General features: G+C 53.9%; 24 protein-coding genes. 10 read left to right on the top strand and 14 right to left on the bottom strand.

Annotation, left to right across the window (positions count from 1 at the left end; genetic code table 11):
- Positions 1-2 precede the first annotated feature (2 nt).
- On the bottom strand, positions 3-632 hold the full coding sequence (locus tag Q0824_RS00635; protein WP_298449467.1) for an arylesterase: 630 nt from the start codon (positions 630-632) through the stop codon (positions 3-5).
- A gap of 58 nt (positions 633-690) precedes the next feature.
- Between Q0824_RS00635 and Q0824_RS00640 the strand changes: the two genes are divergently transcribed.
- Complete coding sequence (locus tag Q0824_RS00640) at positions 691-1,410, top strand: ABC transporter ATP-binding protein (protein WP_298446847.1); 720 nt, start codon at positions 691-693, stop codon at positions 1,408-1,410.
- On the top strand, positions 1,410-3,896 hold the full coding sequence (locus Q0824_RS00645) for an FtsX-like permease family protein (protein ID WP_298446848.1): 2,487 nt from the start codon (positions 1,410-1,412) through the stop codon (positions 3,894-3,896). Before Q0824_RS00640 ends, Q0824_RS00645 begins: the two co-directional genes overlap by 1 nt.
- Before the next feature lie 48 nt (positions 3,897-3,944).
- Here the strand turns inward: Q0824_RS00645 and Q0824_RS00650 are convergent, their stop codons facing one another.
- The 4 genes from Q0824_RS00650 to Q0824_RS00665 all read right to left on the bottom strand — a co-directional run bounded on the left by Q0824_RS00650 (position 3,945) and on the right by Q0824_RS00665 (position 8,037).
- Complete coding sequence (locus Q0824_RS00650) at positions 3,945-4,724, bottom strand: transporter substrate-binding domain-containing protein (protein ID WP_298446849.1); 780 nt, start codon at positions 4,722-4,724, stop codon at positions 3,945-3,947.
- A 175-nt stretch (positions 4,725-4,899) separates the two neighbouring features.
- Entirely contained in the window at positions 4,900-6,087 is a 1,188-nt protein-coding gene (locus tag Q0824_RS00655) for an iron-containing alcohol dehydrogenase (protein WP_298446850.1), read from the bottom strand.
- Entirely contained in the window at positions 6,088-6,633 is a 546-nt protein-coding gene (locus Q0824_RS00660) for a hypothetical protein (RefSeq protein WP_298446851.1), read from the bottom strand.
- 171 nt (positions 6,634-6,804) lie between these two features.
- Complete coding sequence (locus Q0824_RS00665) at positions 6,805-8,037, bottom strand: M48 family metalloprotease (RefSeq protein WP_298449469.1); 1,233 nt, start codon at positions 8,035-8,037, stop codon at positions 6,805-6,807.
- A gap of 152 nt (positions 8,038-8,189) precedes the next feature.
- On the opposite strand from Q0824_RS00665, the gene Q0824_RS00670 reads away from it, so the two are divergent.
- From Q0824_RS00670 to Q0824_RS00695, 6 genes are all read left to right on the top strand, one after another.
- The gene (locus Q0824_RS00670) at positions 8,190-8,660 is read left to right on the top strand and encodes a PaaI family thioesterase (protein WP_298446852.1); all 471 of its coding nucleotides are present in this window, start codon (positions 8,190-8,192) and stop codon (positions 8,658-8,660) included.
- The gene (locus tag Q0824_RS00675; protein ID WP_298446853.1) at positions 8,657-9,091 is read left to right on the top strand and encodes a PaaI family thioesterase; all 435 of its coding nucleotides are present in this window, start codon (positions 8,657-8,659) and stop codon (positions 9,089-9,091) included. Before Q0824_RS00670 ends, Q0824_RS00675 begins: the two co-directional genes overlap by 4 nt.
- 220 nt (positions 9,092-9,311) lie before the next feature.
- A complete protein-coding gene (gene htpG / locus Q0824_RS00680; RefSeq protein ID WP_298446854.1) occupies positions 9,312-11,204 on the top strand; it encodes a molecular chaperone HtpG in 1,893 nt (630 codons plus the stop codon).
- 5 nt (positions 11,205-11,209) lie between these two features.
- Positions 11,210-11,428 (top strand): DUF2835 domain-containing protein, encoded by a 219-nt coding sequence (locus Q0824_RS00685; RefSeq protein ID WP_298446855.1) that lies wholly within the window; start codon positions 11,210-11,212, stop codon positions 11,426-11,428.
- Between the two features lie 186 nt (positions 11,429-11,614).
- Positions 11,615-13,129, top strand: coding sequence for a catalase (locus tag Q0824_RS00690; protein ID WP_298446856.1), 1,515 nt, complete (start codon positions 11,615-11,617; stop codon positions 13,127-13,129).
- A gap of 118 nt (positions 13,130-13,247) precedes the next feature.
- On the top strand, positions 13,248-14,228 hold the full coding sequence (locus tag Q0824_RS00695; protein ID WP_298446857.1) for a tRNA-dihydrouridine synthase: 981 nt from the start codon (positions 13,248-13,250) through the stop codon (positions 14,226-14,228).
- Between the two features lie 7 nt (positions 14,229-14,235).
- On the opposite strand, the gene Q0824_RS00700 is transcribed toward Q0824_RS00695, so the two are convergent.
- Both Q0824_RS00700 and Q0824_RS00705 read right to left on the bottom strand, forming a co-directional pair.
- Positions 14,236-15,249, bottom strand: coding sequence for a class I fructose-bisphosphate aldolase (locus Q0824_RS00700; protein ID WP_298446858.1), 1,014 nt, complete (start codon positions 15,247-15,249; stop codon positions 14,236-14,238).
- Between the two features lie 100 nt (positions 15,250-15,349).
- Positions 15,350-15,616, bottom strand: coding sequence for a DksA/TraR family C4-type zinc finger protein (locus Q0824_RS00705; protein WP_298449471.1), 267 nt, complete (start codon positions 15,614-15,616; stop codon positions 15,350-15,352).
- Positions 15,617-15,733: 117 nt separating this feature from the next.
- Here Q0824_RS00705 and Q0824_RS00710 point away from each other — a divergent pair, with 117 nt between their 5' ends.
- Positions 15,734-16,492 carry a DUF1499 domain-containing protein gene (locus Q0824_RS00710; protein WP_298446859.1) on the top strand — a complete coding sequence of 253 codons (759 nt, stop codon included), beginning with the start codon at positions 15,734-15,736 and terminating at the stop codon, positions 16,490-16,492.
- A gap of 100 nt (positions 16,493-16,592) precedes the next feature.
- Positions 16,593-17,255 carry a histidine kinase gene (locus Q0824_RS00715; RefSeq protein ID WP_298446860.1) on the top strand — a complete coding sequence of 221 codons (663 nt, stop codon included), beginning with the start codon at positions 16,593-16,595 and terminating at the stop codon, positions 17,253-17,255.
- Between the two features lie 38 nt (positions 17,256-17,293).
- Here the strand turns inward: Q0824_RS00715 and Q0824_RS00720 are convergent, their stop codons facing one another.
- From Q0824_RS00720 to Q0824_RS00750, 7 genes are all read right to left on the bottom strand, one after another.
- A complete protein-coding gene (locus Q0824_RS00720) occupies positions 17,294-17,665 on the bottom strand; it encodes a YajD family HNH nuclease (RefSeq protein WP_298446861.1) in 372 nt (123 codons plus the stop codon).
- A gap of 142 nt (positions 17,666-17,807) precedes the next feature.
- A complete protein-coding gene (locus Q0824_RS00725; RefSeq protein WP_298446862.1) occupies positions 17,808-18,050 on the bottom strand; it encodes a hypothetical protein in 243 nt (80 codons plus the stop codon).
- Between the two features lie 150 nt (positions 18,051-18,200).
- A complete protein-coding gene (locus Q0824_RS00730) occupies positions 18,201-18,536 on the bottom strand; it encodes an MliC family protein (protein WP_298446863.1) in 336 nt (111 codons plus the stop codon).
- A 38-nt stretch (positions 18,537-18,574) separates the two neighbouring features.
- A complete protein-coding gene (locus tag Q0824_RS00735) occupies positions 18,575-20,113 on the bottom strand; it encodes a glutamate synthase-related protein (RefSeq protein WP_298446864.1) in 1,539 nt (512 codons plus the stop codon).
- Positions 20,114-20,134: 21 nt separating this feature from the next.
- The gene (locus Q0824_RS00740; RefSeq protein ID WP_298446865.1) at positions 20,135-21,388 is read right to left on the bottom strand and encodes a glycerophosphodiester phosphodiesterase family protein; all 1,254 of its coding nucleotides are present in this window, start codon (positions 21,386-21,388) and stop codon (positions 20,135-20,137) included.
- 73 nt (positions 21,389-21,461) lie between these two features.
- A complete protein-coding gene (locus Q0824_RS00745; RefSeq protein ID WP_298446866.1) occupies positions 21,462-22,244 on the bottom strand; it encodes a DeoR/GlpR family DNA-binding transcription regulator in 783 nt (260 codons plus the stop codon).
- 16 nt (positions 22,245-22,260) lie between these two features.
- A complete protein-coding gene (locus tag Q0824_RS00750; protein ID WP_298446867.1) occupies positions 22,261-23,034 on the bottom strand; it encodes an HAD-IIB family hydrolase in 774 nt (257 codons plus the stop codon).
- Between the last annotated feature and the right edge of the window lie 30 nt (positions 23,035-23,064).

Raw genomic sequence — 23,064 nt, forward strand, 5'->3', positions numbered from 1 at the left:
CTTTATTGAAGCAAAGGCTTGAGGACTGGCCATACGTTTTCAAGGAGTATGGGTTGGGCTTCGGCAGTAGGGTGAATGCCATCACCCTGCATAAGGTTCTCCTGATCGTAGATTCTGTCGAGAAAGAAGGGAACCAGAGCGGTGTTATAGCTGTCTGACAGCGCTGGAAAGATGTCAGCAAACATTTGCGTGTAGCGCTGGCCGTAGTTGGGGGGTATTTGTATTCCCACCAGAATGGCGCGGGCGCCAGAGTTCTGAACATGCCCAACCATGGTTGCAAGGTTGGACTTGATTACATTGGGTGGAAAGCCGCGCAGGCCATCGTTACCACCCAGTTCGATAATCACCACGGAGGGGCTATTCTTTTCCAGCAGCTCTGGCAGTCGGCGAACACCGCCATCGGTGGTTTCACCGCTGATGCTGGCATTTACCACGTGCCAGTTGCCAAGGCCATTGCTTTGTAAGCGCTCACGCAAGAGTTGTACCCAGGCGGTTTCGGTTGGCACGCCGTAGGCGGCGCTCAGGCTGTCACCCACAATCAGCAACGTTTGCTGACTGGCCATCACGGGCACGGTAATAAATGCCAGCAGAATGAATGCGATCGATCTTGAATACAGCAGCACTTTGTACATAAACAACTCGTATACCTTGATAAATGAACGTGCTTGTTCCGGGAGCTCCGTAAACAAAATGCAGACTATAAATCCTGATAGCCAGCGCCCGATGTTGCGCGTTGAAAACCTGACCCATCGTGTAAGTCTGGAAACAGATACGCTGACGATATTGAAGGCGGTCAGTCTTGAAATCAATCGGGGAGAATCCGTAGCCATTGTCGGCCGCTCCGGCTCCGGCAAAACCACCTTGCTTGGGTTGCTCGCCGGCCTTGATACACCCACCGAAGGCACGGTTGAGCTCGATGGCGCCGTTATAAGCCGGTTAAGTGAAGATGAGCGGGCCCAATTGCGTGCTCACCGGGTCGGGTTTGTATTTCAGTCATTCCAATTGCTGCCCGCGCTGACTGCCCTGGAAAATGTCATGCTGCCTCTGGAATTGGCCGGCATGGACGCGCCGGAAAAACGTGCCCGTGAATTACTTGAGCGGGTTGGACTCGGTGAGCGGCTTACCCATACACCTCGGCAGCTATCTGGCGGTGAGCAACAACGGGTGGCCATTGCCCGGGCGTTTGCTTCTGACCCGGCCATTCTGTTTGCTGATGAGCCGACTGGAAACCTGGATAACCGCACTGGGCAGGAAATCTCTGACCTTCTGATGGCGCTGAACCAGGAGCAGGGCACCACGCTGGTGATGGTTACCCACGATGAACAACTGGCAGCACGCTGCTCCCGACAGTTCCACATAGAGGCCGGTGAGTTAACTGAGCCAGTTGCTCAGGCGGAGCTTGCTTACTGATGGCTGCTGCAAAAAAACTGATGTCTGTACGTCGCGATTGGCGCGAGCGCGATGTGAGGGTGGTGCTGGCGGCACTGATTATTGCCGTTGCGACTGTTGCGACGATTGCTCTGTTTGCCAGCCAGCTACAACGCACTCTGGTGTCTTCAGCCAGTTCATTCTTGGCAGCAGACCGGCAACTGGAAGCCGAGAATGGCCGCCCCGTGCCTGAGCCCTGGATTACTGAAGCCATGGATCGCGGGTTGGAAACCGGTCGCATGGTGGAGTTCTCTACCATGGTGTTTGGCCGGGATGCCTTTCAGCTAGTGTCGGTAAAGGCGGTCAGCAACGAGTACCCATTGCGCGGCGAGCTCGAGATACAGGGGCCGTCAGAAGGTTTGCGGGTTCAAGTTCAAAATGGGCCAGCGCCGGGTGAAGTCTGGATCAACCCCAGGCTGTTACGGCTGCTGGATATTCAGATTGGCGATGCCCTGGAAGTAGGTAACCGAAAACTGACCGTGTCGAGCCTGGTGCTACGTGAACCGGACGGTGGGTTCAGCCTTTCTGCACTCGCACCCAGGGTAATGATGCACGTGGATGATGTGGCGTCTACAGGCGTTCTGCAGGAAGGCAGCCGGGTCGAATACGTTTACCTCTTTGCCGGCGAGGAAGCGTCTCTTGAACGCTATTATCAATGGCTGCAGCCACAGTTGGAGCCGAGCCATGAATGGGAAGGTGTGCGCGATGGTGAAACTTTTTCACGATCTCTGGATCGTGCTGAGAGCTTCCTGCTGTTAGGCGGCAGCCTTGCAGTTTTACTGGCGGCTGTCGCTGTGGCAGTGGCAAGCCGGCAGTACGCGCTTTCCCAACGCGACACCGTGGCTCTGCTCAAAACCCTGGGTCTTGGCAGTTCCGGAATCGGCAGGCTATACCTTAAGCGGCTCGCGCTCTGGGGCGTGACCGGTATGGTCGGCGGCCTTCTGGTAGCTTTGCCGCTGTTCTGGGTGCTCACCCGATTGCTCAGCGAAGCCTTGGAAAGACCGGTGCCGTTTCAGTTGGATTCAGCCGCACTCACGCCCGCGCTGTTAACAGCGGTCGTTTCCCTTTTTGCTTTTGCTTATCCGCCCATCAGGCGCCTTAGAAACGTGCCAGCTATGCGTGTGTTACGCAGCCAACCGGGCGAAACCGGGCGCGAAGCCCTCCCTGATATGTTGATTGCGATTGTGGCTGTGTTTGGCCTGGTGTGGCTGTACGCGGGCGAGGTGTCGCTGGTAATTTCCCTGCTGGGAGGCCTTGCTTTGTTGCTGGGTGCTCTGGGCGTGCTGGGTTGGCTGCTTGTGGCAACTCTGCGAAAGGTTCGCGGTGGCGGGCATGCCTGGCGCCTTGCGTTGGTTGGATTGTACCGCCATCGCCGTGCCAGCCTGTCGCAAATTGCCGTGTTTGCCATGACGCTCATGCTGGCGACAACGCTGATTCTGGTGCGCACCTCCTTGCTGGACGATTGGCAAGGACAGCTGCCAGACGATGCACCGAATCACTTCCTGATCAACATTGCTCCGGATGCAGTGGATGAGGTTGCCGGCTATTGGGAGGAGCGTGGTCAGACATTGGATCAGCTATATCCAATGGTGCGTGGCCGGTTTACAGAACTGAACGGGCAGCCTGTAAAAGAGGTGGTGAGTAAAGACCAGCGAGTAGGGGCCCTTAACAGAGAACTGAATCTCACATGGATGCCCTCGCTTCCGGCTGACAACGTTATTGTCGAAGGCAGCTGGTTTAAGGAGGGCCAAACCGATGGTGTCTCCGTAGAGGCCGATCTGGCGGCTGCGCTGGGCCTGGAGTTGGGCGATGAGCTGACGTTCACCATCGGTTCCGACAAGGTCAACGCAACGGTCACCAGCATTCGCACAGTTCAGTGGGACAGCATGAAACCCAACTTCTACATGGCGTTTCCTCCGGGGGGTGCTCTAACCAATATGCCCGCCACCTGGATAACCAGCTTCCACTTGCCCAGAGATCGTAAAAGTGAACTGAATGAGTTTTCCCGGCGTTTCCCGACAGTGTCGTTGCTGGAAATTGACAACATCATTGAGCGCATACAGGAAATTGTTCGGCAGGTTACCCAGGCCATAGAGGCAATCCTGGTGTTGATACTGGCAGCAGCCCTGGTGGTGATGGCCGCAGTAGTCAGCGCCACGCTTCAGGATCGCCAGCGGGAAGGCGCACTGTTGCGCACACTGGGCGGTCGCCAGAGCTTGCTGGTACGAAGCACCATGCTGGAGTTTGCCTTGCTAGGAGGCTTTGCCGGGATTCTTGGGGTGGCAGCGGCAGAGGCTGCCGTATGGGCCTTGCAGTTCCGGATGTTTGAGGGGGCCTTCAGTTGGCACTGGCAAGTTGTTCTGCCTATACCGATAATCAGTGCGGTAGTGCTTTCATTGTTCGGGCGCTGGCAACTCCGGCCAGTATTGAGTGTTTCGCCTATGCTACTGTTAAGGCGCCTCGAATAAAGTGATGCCTCCGGCAAATGAATCGTCCGTTTCTGTTCCAGGATATTCTTAGCGGTAATTCGCGAGAATAGCGGCCAGTTCGCCGCTCTTGCGGATGCGTGCCAGTTCTGCGTTGAACTTCTCGGCAAATTGCCGGGATTCCTTGCGCAGCATAATCCGGAAGCCGTAAGAGCTTATGCTCCCTGAAGACACGATCTGATCCTGCAAGCCTTCATTTTTCAGCATCCACTTGCCCACAAGCAAATCCATCACCGCGACATCGAAACGGTCGCCGTGAAGTAAAAATTTAAACATATCTATTTCTTTGGGCACGTCGAAACGCTTGATAGCACCCGACTCGAAGTGTGGTTCCAGTACCGGGTATATGTAACCTAAATGGGTAACGACCGTTTTTGAAAATAGGTCTTCGGGGGAGTGGTAAGTCTCACCGGTACTTTTGGGTGCAAAGAACACTTCCTGCACATCTACTACTGGTTCGGTAAACAGAAAGTCTTCGGGGTTTTGTGTCCATTCAATAGCCCGGGAAGTGCCATCGATATAGCTATCCAGCAACATCTGATCCACGCGTTTGCGGGGAATCTTTTTGGCGACGAGTTCATAACCCAGGCGCTCGGTAATCAGCGAAACTACGTCCCACATGATGCCGGAGGGCGCGTCCTGATCAACGATCATATAAGGCGGGTAGCCGTTAGGGGAAATGTTGAAGCGAAACACCTTTGCATCGCTGGCAAACGCAGTGTTTATGGCCAAGGCAAACATCAGCAATATGGGCAGGCGGACAAAGCGTCTCGTAAAAGCTGTAAACCAGCCAGATTTCAGGTGCTTCATCAAAAGGGACTCTCTGCGGGTGGTACGGTCCGTGGAAGAACTGACCCGGCTAAATCCCTGCCAGAAGGTGGGTAATTGTTACTTGTCTGTCACGTTATTTCAACAGTGTTGAGTAATGTTGTGTTAAACAGGAACGGAGCCGGTGTTCGGGCTCCGTTTCAGCGTCGTTGTTGTATCAGGCCCAGGCGCGCTGCAGTACTGCTCGTGCGTCCTTCAGGTTCACCTCTTTCGGATTGAACATGATGGAACCGTCGTCAAGCGCCATCTCTGCAATTTGATCCAGCTGATCTTCGGTAACCTTGCCTGTTTCTTTCAGTGTGCGCGGCAGCTTACAGCGTTTGTAAAGCGCATCTCTCAGTTTGCGCAAGGCTGAGATGCTGGCTTCTGCGCGGCGGCTGGAAGGAGTAGCGGCGTACACCTCCGGGCCTTCCAGGTACAAAAGCAGTTCGCTAAGTGGTTCGCGGATAGTTTCAAGATTGTACTCAAGTACATAAGGCAGGTAGAGACTCATGCACAGACCGTGGGGCAGGTGGCAGATAGCACCAGTGGCGTGGCCAAGAGAGTGCACCAGACCAACCATGGAGTTAGAAAACGCGATGCCCGCCATGGTGGACGCCTGCGCCAGCTCAAGCCTACCATCGCTGTCTTTCGGGTTGTCCATTACCTGTAGCAGAGAACGGCTGACCTTTTTTATAGCCGCGGCAGCATAAGCATCGCTCAGGGGGTTTTTCGCCATACACGTGAAGGACTCAATTGCGTGGGTCATGGCGTCCATGGCCGTTGCTGCCGTGATGTGAGGTGGCAACGTCAGGGTCATTCGCGGGTCGATCACAGCCGCGTTTGGCAGCAGATATGAAGAGGTGAAAGGCAGTTTTACACCTTTTTTCTCATCGGTTATGACAGCAATAGAGGTTACTTCGGAGCCGGTTCCCGCCGTGGTAGGTACCACCAGAAATGGTTTGAGGGGACGTTTCAGCACCCCAGCACCCGTGTACTTGGCAATGTCATCTCCGCCTTCTGAAACCAGAATATTGACCGCTTTGCCTGTGTCGATGGCCGAGCCACCGCCAATAGCAATGATGGAATCGCATTTTTCCTTACGGTAGACGGCTGCAATGTCACGAACAACGGTGGTGGAAGAGTCCGGTGGAACATCGTCGTAAATGGAAATAATTTCGAGCCCACTTTCTTCACAAGCGGCAATCACAGGGTCCAGCAGCCCGGCGGCACGAACGCCCTTATCTGTGACAATCATCGGGCGCTTAGCGGCGAGGCCGCTCAATTCATAAGGTATGTGCTCAAGGGCAGCTTTGCCGGCAATGACTTTTACCGGGCAGAAGAACTCGTAATAAGAGTTGGACATTTAGGCTCTCACTGTCTGGACAAAATGGGTCGCAACTTTCAAGTAAATCTGTGCAGCACTGATCAGCTTTTCCGGGAGGTGCAGGTTTGCCGGATATTCCTTTACGGCTCGCTCGGCAATGATCTTGGGCAGAATGAATGCCTCCAACCGGTTCAGCACCCGTGTCATACGCACAGCGTAACTGACATCGCCATCCACCAGCATGCGGTCATTGGCAAATGCGACTGAGGTTTTTTCCTGGAACGACAACACCAAAAAAGCGTGGGTAAGGTGCTTGAACTTGATGGACACATCTACCGGGCGAGGAGCTGAGTTCCCATGGTAATGGAAACGGCCGTCGCCGATGTGTTCCACGATCAGCTTGGAGCCGTCTGGCATCACCATCATTTCAAACAGGAACCTTTCAGGCAGAGTTCGCGCCTCCCCCTGAACCTCGCTATCAACCTCACTGACTGCCTGTAGGGCCCGCCCCATAACCTGGAACATAAGCTCTACATACAGGCGTTTCGCCTGGGAAGCCATCGGCTGGATACGTTTCGCTAACATGTCCGTCACCTGAATATGGTTATTGATGGCTGATTTTTAGAGTTATTGCTCTAAAAGTCAATGATCATGATGACAGTAAAGTTGCGCACTCTTGGCAAACCTGGATTCGGAAACGAAAAAAGGCCGTCATCCCCAGGATGGCGGCCTTTTAACGTATGATTTTTGGACGTGTTACTGGGTTAGCGCGGCAAGCTTACGCTTGGCTTCCTCCGCAATGTCGCCGCCGGACTCTGCCGCTGTGCTGTAATAAGCGATGGCCTCCTTGCGGTTGTTATCCTTTACGGCAATATCGCCCAGCCGCAGAAAGGCAATGGACGTGGGTACCACCTCGTTAGCCCGGGTCAGATTCTCCCGCGCTTTGCTCAGATTATTAAGCTGCAGCGCAGTCAGGCCGCTGTGGAGGCGATATGTGAACATCTCGGGGTACATAGACACCGCCTTGTCGAAATCAGCCTGGGCTTTCTCGGGCAGCTTCTGCTCCTGATAGATGCGGCCACGTAATGAATAGAACATGGCTTCGCGGGGTAGCAGATTAATGGCCTCGTTGACCTTTTTTAGCGCCCCGGACATATCATCACTGGACGCAAGTTTCATGGCTTCATCGTGGGCATCGTAGGCGGGCTGAGCCTTGCGCAGGAACGCGGTTTTCTTCTTGTAAACGTCTTCCCCGCGATAACCACCGCCGCCTATCTTGGCAACCAGTTTACTGTTCTCCTGTACGCGCTTGGCGGAAGGCGGGTGGGTTGCAAAAAGACCATCCACAAATCCTGCCTGCTGCCCCTTGGACAACTGAAGAAAAATCTCTTGCAGTTCAACGGCAGCCTGTGGGTCGTAGCCGGCTTTTTTCATATAAACGATGCCGTAGTAATCCGATTCCAGCTCGTCTCCCTGGCCGTATTGCGCCAGAGCAAGCTGCGCGCCGACGGCCGCGCCACCCATAAGCAAACCAGCCCACTCGTTATCAGACAGCGCAAACCCCAAACCGGCTACGCCGGCGCTGATCAGCATTCCCTTTTGCATACGCTGAACACTGTGGCGCGCGGCCGCATGCACAATCTCATGGCCCAGCACCGATGCAAGCTGGGCTTCATCACTAAGCTGCGTCAGCAGGCCACGATTAATAGCAATCTTTCCGCCCGGCAACGCCCAGGCGTTAGGCACACTGCTGTTGAGAACCACGAATTCGTAGGGCAGGTCGGGGCGGTCGCTCACCTGCGCCATCTTTTGGCCAACCTCCCGGACGTACAGCGTAAGCTCGGGGTCAATGTAGAATTGCCCGCCTTGAGTCTGCTGGGTGGGCGTATACTGTTCAGCACCCATGGCGAATTCCTGGCTCTCACCAATCAGCGAAAGCTGGTTCTCGCCAGTAACCGGGTTTACCGAGCACCCGGTAAGCACCAGCATAAATGCCAAAACTGGCGCACAGCGTTGCAAGACCGTGTTTTTCACACTCGACTCCTGTAATTGAAATACTAAAGCGTATAATTACACGGCTGCTGCCGGCTTGAAACACTGCCAGTGGTAAAACCCATACACGACGCACAGGTTTGTTCTGAATGAACGATCGAATCCGAGCCGACCGGGTAACCCGGTTTATCCAAACGCTCAATCAGGCTGTGGAGCTTGGTCTCACGGTAACCGAGACAACGGATCGCAGCCTCACACTTTGCTTGCCATACAGTAACCGAATCATCGGCAATCCAGTTACTGGCGTGATTCATGGCGGAGCCATCACAACGCTCATGGACACCACATCCGGATCGCTCATGCTTTGTGCCCTGGACGTATTCGAACTTTGCCCCACGCTGGATCTTCGGGTTGATTACATGCGCCCGGCCGAGCCTCACAAGCCCGTATACGCAAGGGCAGAGATCCACAGATTAACCCGCAACATCATATTCACCCGGTGCGAAGCCTATCAGGACCACGGCGAAACCGTAGCTAACGCCGTAGGAACCTTCATGCGCATCGGCCCCCAAGCCTTGCCGCAAGCCTACCGCGAAAAAATCACCGGAGGCCCGGTATGACCGATCTGGAAACCTTAAAATACACCCGAGAAACAGGCGACTTCTCGCGGCTGATCGCGAGCATTCCCTATGCAAACTTCATTGGCCTGGAATGCGATCAATTTGGCGACGACCTCATCTTTCGCCTGCCAGCCAAAGACCAAAACCTGGGCAACCCCGTACTGCCCGCTATTCACGGCGGCGTAATAGGCGGTTTCATGGAGCTATCCGCTGCGATATACCTGATGCTCGCCCAGGAAACCGTTCGCATGCCCCGCATCGTAAACTTCTCCCTGGACTACCTCCGCGCCGGCCTCGACCGGGAAACCTACGCCGAATGCCAGCTCACCCGACAGGGCAACCGGGTAGCCAACGTAATGATAACCGCCTGGCAAAAGTCCCGCTCCAAGCCGATTTCCACCGCACGGGCGCATTTCCTGCTGGAAGACTGATTCAGTTGGCATGTCGGGGCTTGAAATACCCCTGCATGCCCCCACTTTTGCTGCAAGACACATCTGAACGTTAGACGATGCGGGAGCTGAGGGGCTTTTCAAAACCGTGCGGAGCCATGGATGGCGGAGCCGAGCGTACACGGACGTATTCACAGCGTGTTTTGAAAAGCCCCTCAGCTCCCGCGTCCTCCCCCAATGTCTGCAGCAGGAGAGACAATAAATGACAGTTGAATCGCAAAAAGAGACGTTAGGATTCCAGACCGAAGTAAAACAACTACTTCACCTGATGATCCATTCACTGTATTCAAACAAGGAAATTTTCCTCCGCGAACTGATTTCCAACGCCTCCGATGCCGCCGATAAAATGCGCTTCGCCGCCGTGAAAGACGACGGCCTGTACGAAGGCGATTCCGACCTCCGAATCCGCCTGGATTACGACAAAGAAGCCAACACCATTACCCTGACTGACAACGGCATCGGCATGAGTCGTGAAGACGTTGTTCAGAACCTCGGCACCATCGCCCGATCCGGCACTGCAGAATTCCTTAAGCAGCTTTCCGGCGATGAAAAGAAAGACAGTAAACTGATTGGCCAGTTTGGTGTGGGCTTCTATTCCGCATTCATCGTTGCCGACAAAGTAGACGTATTCACCCGCCGTGCAGGTGCGCCAGCAGAAGAAGGCGTACATTGGCAGTCGGCTGGAGACGGCGAGTTTACAATCGAGCAGGTCGCTCGCGAAAAGCGCGGCACTGAAATTGTTATTCACCTGAAGCCGGATGCCACCGAGTTTGCCGATGGATTCCGCCTGCGCAACCTAGTGAAGAAGTACTCCGACCACATCTCCTTCCCGGTGGTCATGAAGTCCGAACCGACCGAAGAAGGCGAAGAGCCGAAAGACGAAACTATTAACGACGCAACTGCGCTTTGGACCTTGCCTCGCACTGAAATCAAAGACGAGGAATACAAAGAGTTCTACAAGCACATTGCCCACGACTTTGAAGACCCGCTCACCTGGTCCCACAACAAAGTGGAAGGCAAGCTCGACTACACCAGCCTGCTGTACATTCCAGCCCGTGCACCGTTTGACATGTACAACCGTGATGCGCCCCGTGGCCTGAAGCTCTATGTACAGCGCGTGTTCATCATGGACGACGCAGAGCAGTTTCTGCCGTTGTACCTGCGCTTTGCTAAAGGAGTGGTGGATTCCAATGATCTGTCACTGAACGTATCCCGTGAAATTCTGCAGAACGATGCCACGGTAGACAGCATCCGCACAGCGCTTACCAAGCGTGTGCTGGACATGCTTGGTAAGTTGTCCAAGAAAGATGCCGGTGAATACCAGAAGTTCTGGGATGAGTTCGGCACGGTTCTCAAGGAAGGCCCGGCGGAAGATTTCAGCAACCGCGAGAAAATTGCCGGCCTGCTGCGCTTTGCCTCTACCCACACAGGTGAGAGTGCCCAGAACGTATCTCTGGACCAGTACATTGAGCGGATGAAAGAAGGTCAGAGCAAGATCTACTACATCACTGCTGATAACTTCATGGCCGCCAAGAGCAGCCCGCACCTGGAAGTCTTCCGCAAGAAAGGCATTGAAGTGCTGATCCTCTCCGACCGTATCGACGAGTGGATGATGGGGTACCTCAACGAATACAGCGAAAAGCAGTTCCAGGACGTAGCCCGTGGCGATCTTGATCTTGGCGATGTGGAAACCGAAGAAGACAAGAAGCTCAAGGAAGAAGCTGCTGAAGAGCACAAGGCGCTTCTGGAGCGTATCAAAACAGCACTCACCGACCGGGTTCAGGAAGTGCGGGTAACCAACCGCCTGACAGACTCACCGGCGTGCCTGGTAACCGGCGACTTCGATATGGGCGCCCAGATGAAGAAGATTATGGAGGCGGCTGGCCAGAAGGTTCCCGACAGCAAACCGATCTTTGAAATCAACGTAGATCACCCGCTGGTTCAGCGCCTTGAAAGCGAGAAGGGCGATGAACGCTTCAACGAACTTTCTGCCGTTCTGCTGGATCAGGCCACACTGGCCAGTGGCGAGCAGCTACAGGATCCCGGTGCCTACGTAACCCGCTTGAACCGTCTGTTGCTGGAACTGGCTAACTAAAGCCCATGCACCAGATTATCGTGGACATTAGCATCAGCCCTGATGAGTGGATAAAATTCTACCAGGGCGTTGCTACCGATGTTCACGCTACGGCCCGGGACGGACGCTCAGTCCGCTTCCCGGCCCGTATTCTCTCCCGCTTTTATCTTCGCGACGGCGTTCGCGGCTCCTTCCGAATTGTGTTTAATGAACAAGGTAAGTTTGAGTTCATTGAGCGAGTTTAATACCTTTCCATTATTGATAGTTAAAAGCTCTGGCTTTCTTTTTCTTAATTGATTATCCGCGCAGTGACTGACGTGGTCCAATGACGTTGAACGCTTACACCGAAACAAGGAAAAGAGCGAAAGTTGCTGAGTACAAGTCTTGGTATAAGCTGTTCAATGGTGATATGAACTTCAGAGGAACGGATCATGAGCGATGAAAACTCGAAAAAGGGTAAGTGCCCGGTATCACACCTGACAACCGCTTTTGGTGCCCCGGTAGTCGACAACCAGAACTCGATGACCGCTGGTAAGCGTGGCCCCGTGTTGGTTCAAGATGTGTGGCTTAACGAAAAGCTCGCTAATTTCGTGCGTGAGGTTATTCCTGAGCGCCGCATGCACGCCAAAGGGTCGGGCGCGTTTGGTACGTTTACCGTAACCAATGACATTACCCGCTATACGCGCGCTAAAATTTTCAGTGAAGTAGGGAAAAAGACCGAAATGTTTGCCCGCTTCAGTACTGTCGCAGGCGAGCGGGGCGCGGCCGATGCCGAGCGTGATATTCGCGGCTTTGCGCTCAAATTCTATACCGAAGAAGGCAACTGGGACATGGTGGGCAACAATACCCCTGTGTTCTTTTTACGGGATGCCAAGAAGTTTCCGGATTTGAATAAAGCCGTAAAACGCGATCCGAAAACCAACATGCGTTCGCCCACGAACAACTGGGATTTCTGGACACTTCTGCCCGAAGCTCTGCACCAGGTGACTGTGGTGATGTCAGACCGTGGCATCCCCAAAAGCTACCGGCACATGCATGGCTTTGGCAGCCACACTTATAGCTTTTGGAACGAGGCAGGTGAGCGTTATTGGGTGAAATTCCACTTCAAAACGCAGCAAGGCATTGAGAACCTGACCGACGCCGAGTCAGCGGCAGTTGTTGCTGTTGACCGTGAAAGCCATCAGCGGGACCTTTTTGAAGCGATCGAGCGTAGCGACTTCCCGCGCTGGAAAATGTATGTGCAAGTGATGCCCGAAGCCGAGGCGGAAACCTACCACGTGCATCCGTTTGACTTGACCAAGGTTTGGCCCAAGGGGGACTACCCGCTCATCGAGGTCGGCGAGTTTGAGCTAAACCGAAATCCTGAAAACTATCATATGGATGTTGAGCAGGCGGCCTTCTCGCCAGCGAATCTAGTACCTGGTATCAGTGTCTCTCCGGACAAGATGCTTCAGACGCGGCTTATTAACTACCCCGATTCGCAAAGGTATCGTTTGGGTGTGAACTACCAGCAGATACCGGTGAATGGGGCTAAATGCCCGGTTATGAGCAACCACCGCGACGGTCTTGGCAGGGTGGACGGCAATTACGGTAGTTTGCCGCATTATCAGCCAAACAGCTTCGGTCAGTGGAGAGATCAACCCGAGTATGCAGAGCCGCCGCTCAAGATTGACGGGAATGCGGCCATGTTCGATTTCCGTGAGGATGATGACGATTATTACAGTCAGCCGCGCGCACTGTTTCAACTGATGACACCTGCTCAACAGCAGATACTGTTTGAAAATACGGGACGAAACATGGGGGACGCTCCGGATTTCATTAAACAGCGCCACATCGACAACTGCACCCGTTGCGACCGGGCGTATGGCGAAGGAGTTGCCAAGGCTCTGGGTATGTCGGTCAAGTCGCCTGATGAGCTGGATCCCAACCCTGAATTGGCAGAGTAATATTTACCTGCAGTAAAAAGCTTTCATGGGAGGTGAGCCCCGGTAGCCTTCACTACCAAAGCGAGCGCGAATTGCCTACAATCGCGCTCGCTTGAATTTTGAACAATTGGAGACACCCATGCGAATCATCCTTGCCCCGATGGAAGGGTTGGTCGATGCACCTATTCGTGAAACCCTGACCAAAGTCGGCGGGATAGATCGTTGCGTAACCGAGTTCATCCGTGTGACCCATAGCATGTTGCCGCCACGGGTTTTCTATAAGTTTGCCCCTGAACTGCATAACCATTCCCTCACACGGGTGGGCACCCCTGTGGCTGTTCAACTGTTGGGTTCAGACCCGGAGCAAATGGGCTGGCACGGGAACAGAGCAGCGGAGTTGGGCGCAACTCAAGTTGATATCAATTTCGGCTGCCCCGCCAAAACGGTGAACAAGCACAAGGGTGGCTGTGTGTTGATGCGAGAGCCGGAACTGATGCATAACATCGTTGCGGCCGTGCGTAAGGCGGTTCCTGAAGGCGTGCCGGTTACGGCCAAGATGCGCCTGGGGTACGACGATCGCTCCATGGGCGTGGCCTGTGCTCAGGCGCTGGAAGCCGCCGGGGCAGAGGAGATTGTTATCCATGCCCGCAGTAAGGTGGATGGCTACAAACCACCTGCCTACTGGGAGGAAATCGCCAAGGCTCGCGAGGCGGTGAAATGCAAAGTGATAGCCAATGGTGAAATCTGGACAGTAGCCGATTACTGGCGCTGCCGGGAAGTGTCCGGTTGTGAGGATGTCATGATCGGCCGAGGCCTGATTGCAAGGCCGGATCTGGCCCTCAAGATCAAGGCCAGCCAGCAAGGCGAAGAGGTTACAGGCATGTCCTGGCCAGAGGCGGTAGCCTTGGTTCGAGAATATGCCGAAGTGCTACAGGGCTGGCTGGAAGACAAGTATGTAACCGGCCGCATCAAGCAGTGGCTGAACTTTTTGCGACAGGGCTTTCCGGAGGCTGAAGCCATCTGGCAGGATGCTCGTAAAATTCGGGAAGTTGTGCCAATGCTGGCGTGCCTTGAGCAGGTTGTCCCTGCCAAGCCCTCGGCTCCCGTTCAGGCTGCCTGAATTACCTTCAGGTTTCCATATCGGGTGTGTACAAGCCTTGAGACGCAGCACCGTTCAGACGTGCGCGTTTTAGCATGGCTGCCTGAGTGTACGATTTGTTGTTAAGGTCGCCAGCCCAGGCTATCTGAGCGGGCTCTTGTAGTGCGCGCCCATAGGAAAAACTCAGATACCAAGGTTGCGGGCCATGGCTGTTCATGGCGTTCAGGTTACTGGTCGCTTCTTCAGGGGTCTGTCCTCCAGACAAGAAATTAATGCCTGGAACCGCTGCAGGCACAACCTTGCGGAATACCTTCAACGTCGCTGCTGCGACTTCCTCTGGAGACGCCTTCGCACACTCTTTGCCTGGCGTTAACATGCTCGGTTTAAGAATGATGGTTTCCAGTTGCACTCGATGCCGGCGAAGCGCGTTGAAAACCTCCGAAATCACGACTTCGTTTACTTCCGCAGACCGTTCGATGGTGTGATCACCGTCAATCAGTACCTCGGGCTCCACAATAGGCACAATGCCTATGGCCTGGCAGAGCGCGGCATAGCGCGCCAGCATTTCAGCGTTGGCTTCCACCGCTTGGCGTGAGGGTAGGGTCTCGGAGATAGTGTAAACAGCGCGCCACTTGGCAAACCGGGCACCCTGATTCTTGTAGATTTCCAGACGATCATCCAAACCGTCCAGCCCGTAGGTTATTTCATCGCCCGGGGCGTTAACGAGTGGTTTCTTACCCTTATCTACCTTGATCCCCGGCACAATCCCCTGGTTTTCCAGCAGCGCCGGGATTGTGACTCGTTCAAGACTGTTCTGGCCAAGGGTTTCCTCAAAGAGAATGACGCCACTGATGAACTCACCGAGCCCGGGTGTAGAAAAAACCAGACTGCGATACTCCTGACGTTTGCTTTCCGTACATTCGACACCAACGGCCTTGAAGCGCTTGGCAATCGTGGGATGGCTTTCATCGGCGGCAAGAATTCCTTTTCCTGGCTGAATGAGGGCTTGAATGGTTGAATTCAGTTCGGCTTGAATGCTCATACCGGCTCCTTATGACGGGGAGAGTGTTATGGCGTATATCCGTTGTGGTATATCCTCAAGTGTAGTCTGTGCTTCAAGGCCTTTCTTTGATTGCACCCGGTTATCTCAGTTGGCTATCTTTACTGCCTCGTCGGTTGATGCCGCCTGATGCTGTTTCCTGTTTTTCCAGCGCCGCCTGACAATTAACACACAGGCGTACACCGGAAATCGCTTTGCGCCGAGCTTCAGGAATAGGGCAGTCACACTCTTCGCAGAACTCCGCACTTTCACCCCTGCCAAGCCGACTACGTGCCTCGGCGACGGCATCCTCTACGCTCGCATCAATCTGATCCTGCACAGCCCCATCACGGGTCCACCCACCAGCCATAACCTTACCCTCGGCAAAGCCTTTACCTGTTGTGAACATCAGCATACCAAAGCCGTGGTGATCGGGCTAAGGTAGGGCATCGTATTAGGTTTTCCCACGTATAGATAAGGAAGCAGAATGTCGCCTGAAAACAACTCAACCCGACGCGGCGGAAAGTGGCCACTTGTTACTGCGTGGCTTGCAATAACACTGTTGATCGTAGCGGGCGCGTTGATGGGCGTTGCCGGGCCGGCATTCAGGGCAGAGTGGATTGAGTTGGGCACCTCCTTCACGTGGATGCGGCAGGGCGCGCAACTGGCAATGGGTGCTGCGGTAGTGGGGCTGATTACTTTGGTACTTGCAGGTGCACTGCGCCGATGGCGGCCGGCTCTGGTGGGTGCTTTGGTCACCCTGGCGGTAGTGGCCATGATCGCCATACCCATGCAGATGAAGCAGCGCGCCCAAAGCGTTCCGCCCATCCACGATATAACAACGGATATGGAAAACCCTCCGGCCTTCACATTGTTGGCGGCGGCCCGTGAGGAAGCACCCAATGCCGTCGATTATCCGGGAGCGGAAACTGCAAAGCAGCAGCAATTGGCCTACCCCCAGTTAAAGCCGATTATTCTGGATGCTCCTTTAACGGGTGTTATGAACGCAGTGAAAACCATGGTTCAAGCCTGTGGCTGGGAGATTGCCGGAATCACCGACAATACCATTGAAGCCACCGCGACAACCCGCTGGTTCGGGTTTAAAGATGACGTGGCAATTCGCATGACGGAAACAGAGCAAGGCGTGCAAGTAGATATGCGTTCTGCCTCCAGGCTAGGGAAAAGCGATCTTGGCACCAACGCAGAGCGAATTCAGGTTTTTCTTGAAGATCTGGCAAAACGATAAAGTCGTTTTCCAAGCGAGCCAAGGGGTATACTCTGGAGGAGTAGGGTTTTCCGCTTCATTTTACAGGTTGGCGGGCCTAACTCCTTTAGTGTGACCCACAATGAAATCACCCCTGCGTCTTCGCTACCAAACTATTGAGTTCGGCAACGTGGACATTCACGTGTGTACCTTGCGTGATAATCAGCAATTCGACGATCCAAACGACATCGCCCTCAAGCTGGGTATTTCCTCTGCTACCTGGCCCCTGTTCGGAATTATCTGGCCATCAAGCCTGGTGCTTGCCCACCACATTGTGAAGCATCCAACGGAGGGCAAGAGAGTTCTGGAAATTGGCTGCGGAATGGCGCTGTCCAGTTTGTTGCTGAACGAACGTAACGATGATATTACGGCGACCGACTATCACCCTGAAGTAGGCGTTTTTCTGGAGCGGAACACTCAGCTCAACCATGGTAAACCGATAGGCTATCAACGAGTCGACTGGGCGGATAAAGCCAGTGATCTCGGCTTGTTTGATATTATCATTGGCAGTGACGTGTTGTACGAAGACGAGCACGTAAACCTGTTGGCCGACTTCATTGACCGGCACGCCAACCCGACCTGTGAAGTAATTCTGGTGGACCCGGGAAGAGGCAGAAAAAACAAATTCAGCCGCCGCATGGAAACTCACGGTTTCAGCTTTTCTGAAGAGAAGCCGGAGCATACGGACTACCTGGAAAAGCCATTCAAAGGGCACGTACTTAAATTCTGGCGGGGGGATGTGTAGAGCCAGCCCAAAGGGGCTCTTAAGATCCAGGCAGGCTGTTAGTTTTTCTTTTCAAGGGCCTCCTTCAGGCCTGCAAACGGGTTGTGCGTTGCGGCTTCACGCCGTTTCTCGGAACTGCCGCCGTACCGCACAAAATCCTCAAACTTGCTGTGTTCTTCATCGTGACAGTAAACACATAACAGCTCCCAGTTACTGCCGTCGGCCGGGTTGTTGTCGTGGTCATGGTCAACATGGTGCACGGTGAGCTCTCGTAAATTGATGCGCGTAAACTCACGGGCGCAACGGCCACATACCCAGGGGTACATTTTCAGAGCGCGTTCACGGTAGCCACTTTCGCGCTTTGCGATATAGTCACGCTGCTCAGCCAGTAGTTTGTCTACCTTGCTTGTGCTGCCGGTATTTTGGCTCATGCAGGTTACTCCCCTGTGCGGGCGTAATTGGTGCCCATGCTGTCCTGTAGATCAATCATCGACTGCTGGCTCACCTTTATTAAACCGCTTTGGGGGCGATTAAGGTCCACAACCAGTGTCATAAGCACCGCGAAAGCCAATATCAAGGGGATAAGTCGCGGGTATGTACCGCTTCCAGCCGAACATCCTGTTTTCTTTGATCATTCTGAGAGGATGCCATCGAAAATGTGAACGCCAGTACAAAAGACGCCATTGCGTCTTCGTCCCGACGAGTTCGGGTGCGTTTGCCAAATTGGTAGCCAATTTCACCGAAAGCCATCATCAAAAACGCAACTGCCACGTAGAGAACACTGATAGGCAGGGATTCGAACAGCTCATTATTCATAGGGGCTCCAGCGCTCCTGAACTACCTGTTATTATTTTTTCGACCCCTGTTTACACTGGGCGAAGGCGCAACCTCGCGCCTTTTCTGGGCCCAGTCTCTATATTAGTTCAAATGCTACAGAGCAAGCGTGATTATCATCACTTTCGATGCTCAGGATTCAGCACAGTTCTCGATGATTTTGCCTGAAGTGCCGTCAGACATGTGGTGGAGCAGGGCAGCTTCAGCTCCAGGGCCGGAACCCTTCGTCCACCACTCCAATTCGTTGCCGACGTAGCGTGAACCACTGGCAGAGACTGCGATTTGCAGGGTGTGCTTGGCACCCTTGTGCTGAATTACTGCAGATTTGCTGGAAGGGTAGGTTGCAGTAATCACTTCGCCACTGTCGCACTGATAAGTATGCGCGGTGCGCCCATCATCTTGCTGCGAACTTGCACAGGCAGTTAGGAAAAGGGCAGACGCCAACGTAAGGGGAGCATAAATTTTCATACATGCCTCGAAGGTTTGATTAGTGATGAAAAAGTTGATCAGGGTTCGATGAACCCGGAAAACTTTACTCCTGATAACAGAGCCATCTCTCGATGCCAAGTTGCCAAATCGTCACTGTTGAAGGAATTCAACGAATCGTGACCACAAGCTCTGGCCATCACTTGCATCAACTCTACAGAGGCTTCTAAGAAATTCCTGAGCTGCCCGGCGGATTTTTCGACGTTCAAACGCTGCCGAAGATCGGCCTTTTGTGTGGCTATACCGGCAGGGCAGTTGTTGGTGTTACATATACGAGCCGCCACACAGCCTATTGATTGCATCGCGCTGTTTGCTATGGCTACCCCATCGGCGCCCAGAGCCAGGGCCTTCACAAAATCCATAGGTGTACGCAGGCCACCGGTAATAATCAGGGTAACGTCGCCACCCACGCCTTGCTCATCCAGATAACGGCGTGCCCGTGCCAGCGCAGGTATGGTAGGCACACTGATGTGATCGCGGAACATTTCTGGTGCCGCACCCGTACCGCCGCCGCGCCCATCCAATATGATGTAATCCGCACTGGCATCCAGCGCAAATTGAATGTCTTTTTCGATATGGTTGGCACTCAGTTTAAAACCAATGGGAATGCCGCCCGTTACCTCACGCACACGATCAGCAAACTTCTTGAAGTTTGCAGCGGTGTGCAAATGTGCAAACGTGGGCGGAGATACGGCAGGCTCGCCTTCGGGAATGCCACGAACCTGTGAAATTTTTCCGACGTTTTTATTACCGGGCAGATGGCCGCCGGTTCCGGTTTTTGCGCCTTGGCCGCCCTTGAAGTGAAAGGCCTGAACACCTTTCAGCTTTTCTTCGTCATACCCGAACTGGGCGCTCGCCAATTCGTAAAAATAACGGGAGTTGGCAGCCTGTTCTTCTGGAAGCATCCCGCCTTCGCCAGAGCAAATACCTGTGCCGGCTAGCTCGGCACCTTTCGCTAAAGCCAGCTTGGCTTCTTCTGATAGCGCCCCAAAACTCATATCAGACACAAACAGAGGGATTTTAAGTTTCAGTGGCTTTCTAGCTTTAGGGCCAATAACCAGTTCGGTGCGAACAGCAACGTCTTCAAGCAAGGGCTGAGTGGCCATCTGGGCCGTCATCACTTGCAGGTCGTCCCAGTGGGGGAGCGTGTGACGGGGCACACCCATGGCCGTCATAGGGCCGTGGTGTCCCATTTTGGATAAGCCATCCCTGGCCAACTGATGTATGAACTCGACCGTAGGTTCCTCTACAGTGGCACTAGCGACGGGCATCTCACCCGCACCCGCTTTAACGCCTGGCCCTTCTTTACCAACCGCATCGGCATCAAATTGCTTATGAGTGCCATCGCAAAACGGCAGGTTTGCCGAATGCTTGCACTGACACAAAAAAGCATCACCGGATTTCTCGGCGGTAAAGGGCATTGGTTTAAAGTCAGTACCCACGTGGGAGCCGTCGCAAAATGGCTGATTGGCAGAACGACCACAGGCGCAAAAGTAGTATTCTTCGCCTTCATTAAGGTCGACTTTTGCGGGTCTGTTATTCGCTACGGTCGGGTTCATTAGTTAACTCCAGGGTTCAGCTTATATGCCCATGCAGTTGGCGTAGTAGGTTGTAGTGGCCGGCCAGTCCGAAAAGATTCCGATTACACCCACATCCTGAGCCAACACATCAATCACTGTGAACATATCACCATCATTATTGATGGCATCGGTTACGCTTTGATAGTACCAGCCACCGCCCGTGTGTAGCGGTCCGCTGCGCTCTAGCGACCAGCCAATCAGGTCAAGGCCTGCAGCTTTGGCGTTGAGAGCGTACTCAGAAGGTACAATTTCGTTGTTGCTGTTCAGGGTCAGCATTTTCCAGATTGCAGGCGCCAGAACAGGAACCCCTTGTTGAACGAGGCTTTCCATGTACTCAAGGGATACGTTTTCAGGGGTGTGATCATCTTCATCAAGGAAGACCGCTTGCTTGCCAAATTCAGGCGTTTCATTGATCCAGAAAACCACGTCTTCCAGCAGGAACGACTGCGGCCATACATCGGAAGGGCTAACGCCTGCCTGTACATAATCATTAATCATCTGGCGAGCATAATCCTGCTGTGTGTAGTCGCCTTCAAACGGCATGTCGACCACCGGCGTTTTCAGCTCCGGAGTGAACTGAACACCCAGTTCCTTGAGCAGCTCGATGCTTTCACGGTGGCTTAATACCGTTCCATTCGTGGAGTACAAATCCGTTCGCCAGTCGGCTGTGCCGCCCAGGTATTCTTCTGGTGTGGTGGCATCGGCGTTAAACGCATCCATTTTACCCCTGAGCGATTTGAACTCAGCCAGTGTTATGTCGCTTGTGCGGCATTCAGCTTCGGCCTTTTGGCCTGTGGCCGGATCTGCCGGGGTGAAGGGCTTGGTGCATTTGGCGTTCAATTCCGGCACAGCCACGATGTTGGTGGTTGTGTGCAGGTCATTCTGGGCATGGCGGCACACGAGCTCCCGGTCCTTGGTAAAGGCCACGTCGCACTCTACGATCCCGGCGCCCATTCGTGCGGCCGCTATGTAAGATTCGCGGGTATGCTCAGGAAACTGCATAGGAGCACCGCGGTGACCGATGGAGAAGGTCGACGACGTCACCGGCTTGGATTCACATGCTTGTAAGGACTGCTTCAGCTTGCCTTCGTCCATGTTGTTAATCAGGAAGTAAGGCCGGGGTCCAACTTGAACCAACGCCTGGCTGTCAGTAGGGGAGGCTCCAGGTGCGCTGGCATTGTGATCCATGGTGCTGCAGCCAGACATGACCGCAATAGCACCCGCGAGTAGTGACAGGGAAAGTGTACGTTTCATGACAGAATCCTTCTGTATTTTTTGTTTGAATTTATATTACTGAGCTAAACATTAGTGGCCACCTCATTATTGGTCAACTAACCACCAGCTGTGGTTCGTCGCATTCAATGATGGCCATGGAGCCGGGCAGGTTTGCCCGCTGTTTCCGTGGGACGGAATCGGTGTAAAAACGGTCAACGTATTTGAACGTAGCCACTTTACAATGTGCGTTCAGAGCCCATTTGCTGTGGTCTGCCACAAGCATACGGGTTCTGGTGTTTGCGATGATGGCACGGCTAACTTCAGCCTCGCGGATTTCGTGATCCATCAAGCCTTGTTCCAGATCCATGCTTCCGGTGCTGAAAATGCCGAAGTCTGTCGTGAAGGAGCTGAAAAAGCTGGTGACTTCTGGCCCAACCACATCGTGATGGTTATGGCGGTACATGCCTCCAGACACGATAACCTCGATACCCGGGTTACCTGAAAGTGCCGCCGCCACACTGAAATTGTTGGTCAATATCCGAAGCGAATGATGATGAATCAGTGCTTGTGCAACCAGTTCAACGGTACTGCCAACCCCCAGACTCACAGTGGCGCCTTCAGGAATATCTGTGGCAACGCGTTTGGCCATTCGCTGTTTAGCGATTTGACTGGATGTAGGTTTATCCTGGGGCACAGCAAAGGATGGTGCAGGCGTTGCCGGCAGGCTGACACCGCCATAACGACGGCGCAACAAACCCTGTTCGCACATCTTGTTGATGTCGCGGCGAATGGTTTGGGTAGTGACGCCAAAGCGCTGAGCGATGTCTTCAACTTCGACATGCTCTTGTTCATGCACCCATTCGAGGATGCAGCGCTGGCGTTCTTTGGCACTCATCAGATTACCTGCTCGGTCAGGTGCGATGTTGCAGCCAGGCCTCTGCCATTTCTGCAAAGCCCAATCCCGAAGGCTGGCTGACAATCGCTGCGGGCTGATGGGTCATAACGTGCAAATGCTTACGAATATTGGCCACGCCAACACTCATGGGAAAGCTGCGGAACATGCTCTCATCATTAGGGGCATCACCAATGAAAATGGAACGCTTCTGCAAAGACTCGATATCCAGCCCCAGTAACTCCTGGCCCACTCGAAGTGACATAGTGGATTTATCGAAATCGCCGAGCCAGATGTTGATGTGGATAGAGCTTTGGCGAACGCTGAAGCCCTGGGAAACCAAAGGATCATGTATCGCCGCTACCTGCTCAGGTGTTAGCGATTCCTGCTGGTTGTAGTCCACTGCCACATCGACAAAACGGAAGGGTTGGTCTGTGGCCAGCTTGGCCTCGAAATCCAGATCCAGTGCTGCGACAGCGTCTAATATGGACTGCTGGTCGCGTTGGTGTTTCGCTTCGTTTTCCCAGAAGTGCCATTTAACAGTTTGCGGGGCAGTGCGCTCAGCATAGAAGGCTCCGCCTTCACCAATCACCGCTTTTACCGGCCAGGTACGAATAATCTGGTCACACCAGCCAGCACAGCCCCCTGTTACGGGAATGACGCTGATACCTGCATCGGCCAGCCGGCAGATCGCGAGATAGGTCTCTGGCAGAAGGCGGCCACAGGTGGTGAGTGTATCGTCGACATCGGTGAAAAGAATGTCGGCCCTGCCAAAATCAATACTGTCTTTCATAGAATCGGTTATCCAGTTCACAGCGCGAGT

Source organism: uncultured Marinobacter sp. (assembly GCF_947488835.1).
Lineage (GTDB): Bacteria > Pseudomonadota > Gammaproteobacteria > Pseudomonadales > Oleiphilaceae > Marinobacter.

Bases quoted from the DNA above. Each gene is read 5' to 3' on its own strand.
- Q0824_RS00665 (WP_298449469.1), bottom strand. From the start codon at position 8,037: ATGCTGGTGCTTACCGGGTGCTCGGTAAACCCGGTTACTGGCGAGAAC.
- Q0824_RS00650 (WP_298446849.1), bottom strand. From the start codon at position 4,724: ATGAAGCACCTGAAATCTGGCTGGTTTACAGCTTTTACGAGACGCTTT.
- Q0824_RS00670 (WP_298446852.1), top strand. From the start codon at position 8,190: ATGAACGATCGAATCCGAGCCGACCGGGTAACCCGGTTTATCCAAACG.
- Q0824_RS00705 (WP_298449471.1), bottom strand. From the start codon at position 15,616: ATGGCTGGTGGGTGGACCCGTGATGGGGCTGTGCAGGATCAGATTGAT.
- Q0824_RS00710 (WP_298446859.1), top strand. From the start codon at position 15,734: ATGTCGCCTGAAAACAACTCAACCCGACGCGGCGGAAAGTGGCCACTT.
- Q0824_RS00695 (WP_298446857.1), top strand. From the start codon at position 13,248: ATGCGAATCATCCTTGCCCCGATGGAAGGGTTGGTCGATGCACCTATT.
- Q0824_RS00735 (WP_298446864.1), bottom strand. From the start codon at position 20,113: ATGAACCCGACCGTAGCGAATAACAGACCCGCAAAAGTCGACCTTAAT.
- Q0824_RS00645 (WP_298446848.1), top strand. From the start codon at position 1,410: ATGGCTGCTGCAAAAAAACTGATGTCTGTACGTCGCGATTGGCGCGAG.
- Q0824_RS00725 (WP_298446862.1), bottom strand. From the start codon at position 18,050: ATGAATAATGAGCTGTTCGAATCCCTGCCTATCAGTGTTCTCTACGTG.
- Q0824_RS00740 (WP_298446865.1), bottom strand. From the start codon at position 21,388: ATGAAACGTACACTTTCCCTGTCACTACTCGCGGGTGCTATTGCGGTC.
- Q0824_RS00635 (WP_298449467.1), bottom strand. From the start codon at position 632: ATGTACAAAGTGCTGCTGTATTCAAGATCGATCGCATTCATTCTGCTG.
- Q0824_RS00655 (WP_298446850.1), bottom strand. From the start codon at position 6,087: ATGTCCAACTCTTATTACGAGTTCTTCTGCCCGGTAAAAGTCATTGCC.
- Q0824_RS00675 (WP_298446853.1), top strand. From the start codon at position 8,657: ATGACCGATCTGGAAACCTTAAAATACACCCGAGAAACAGGCGACTTC.
- Q0824_RS00750 (WP_298446867.1), bottom strand. From the start codon at position 23,034: ATGAAAGACAGTATTGATTTTGGCAGGGCCGACATTCTTTTCACCGAT.
- Q0824_RS00700 (WP_298446858.1), bottom strand. From the start codon at position 15,249: ATGAGCATTCAAGCCGAACTGAATTCAACCATTCAAGCCCTCATTCAG.
- htpG (WP_298446854.1), top strand. From the start codon at position 9,312: ATGACAGTTGAATCGCAAAAAGAGACGTTAGGATTCCAGACCGAAGTA.
- Q0824_RS00685 (WP_298446855.1), top strand. From the start codon at position 11,210: ATGCACCAGATTATCGTGGACATTAGCATCAGCCCTGATGAGTGGATA.
- Q0824_RS00715 (WP_298446860.1), top strand. From the start codon at position 16,593: ATGAAATCACCCCTGCGTCTTCGCTACCAAACTATTGAGTTCGGCAAC.
- Q0824_RS00640 (WP_298446847.1), top strand. From the start codon at position 691: ATGCAGACTATAAATCCTGATAGCCAGCGCCCGATGTTGCGCGTTGAA.
- Q0824_RS00720 (WP_298446861.1), bottom strand. From the start codon at position 17,665: ATGAGCCAAAATACCGGCAGCACAAGCAAGGTAGACAAACTACTGGCT.
- Q0824_RS00745 (WP_298446866.1), bottom strand. From the start codon at position 22,244: ATGAGTGCCAAAGAACGCCAGCGCTGCATCCTCGAATGGGTGCATGAA.
- Q0824_RS00730 (WP_298446863.1), bottom strand. From the start codon at position 18,536: ATGAAAATTTATGCTCCCCTTACGTTGGCGTCTGCCCTTTTCCTAACT.
- Q0824_RS00690 (WP_298446856.1), top strand. From the start codon at position 11,615: ATGAGCGATGAAAACTCGAAAAAGGGTAAGTGCCCGGTATCACACCTG.
- Q0824_RS00660 (WP_298446851.1), bottom strand. From the start codon at position 6,633: ATGTTAGCGAAACGTATCCAGCCGATGGCTTCCCAGGCGAAACGCCTG.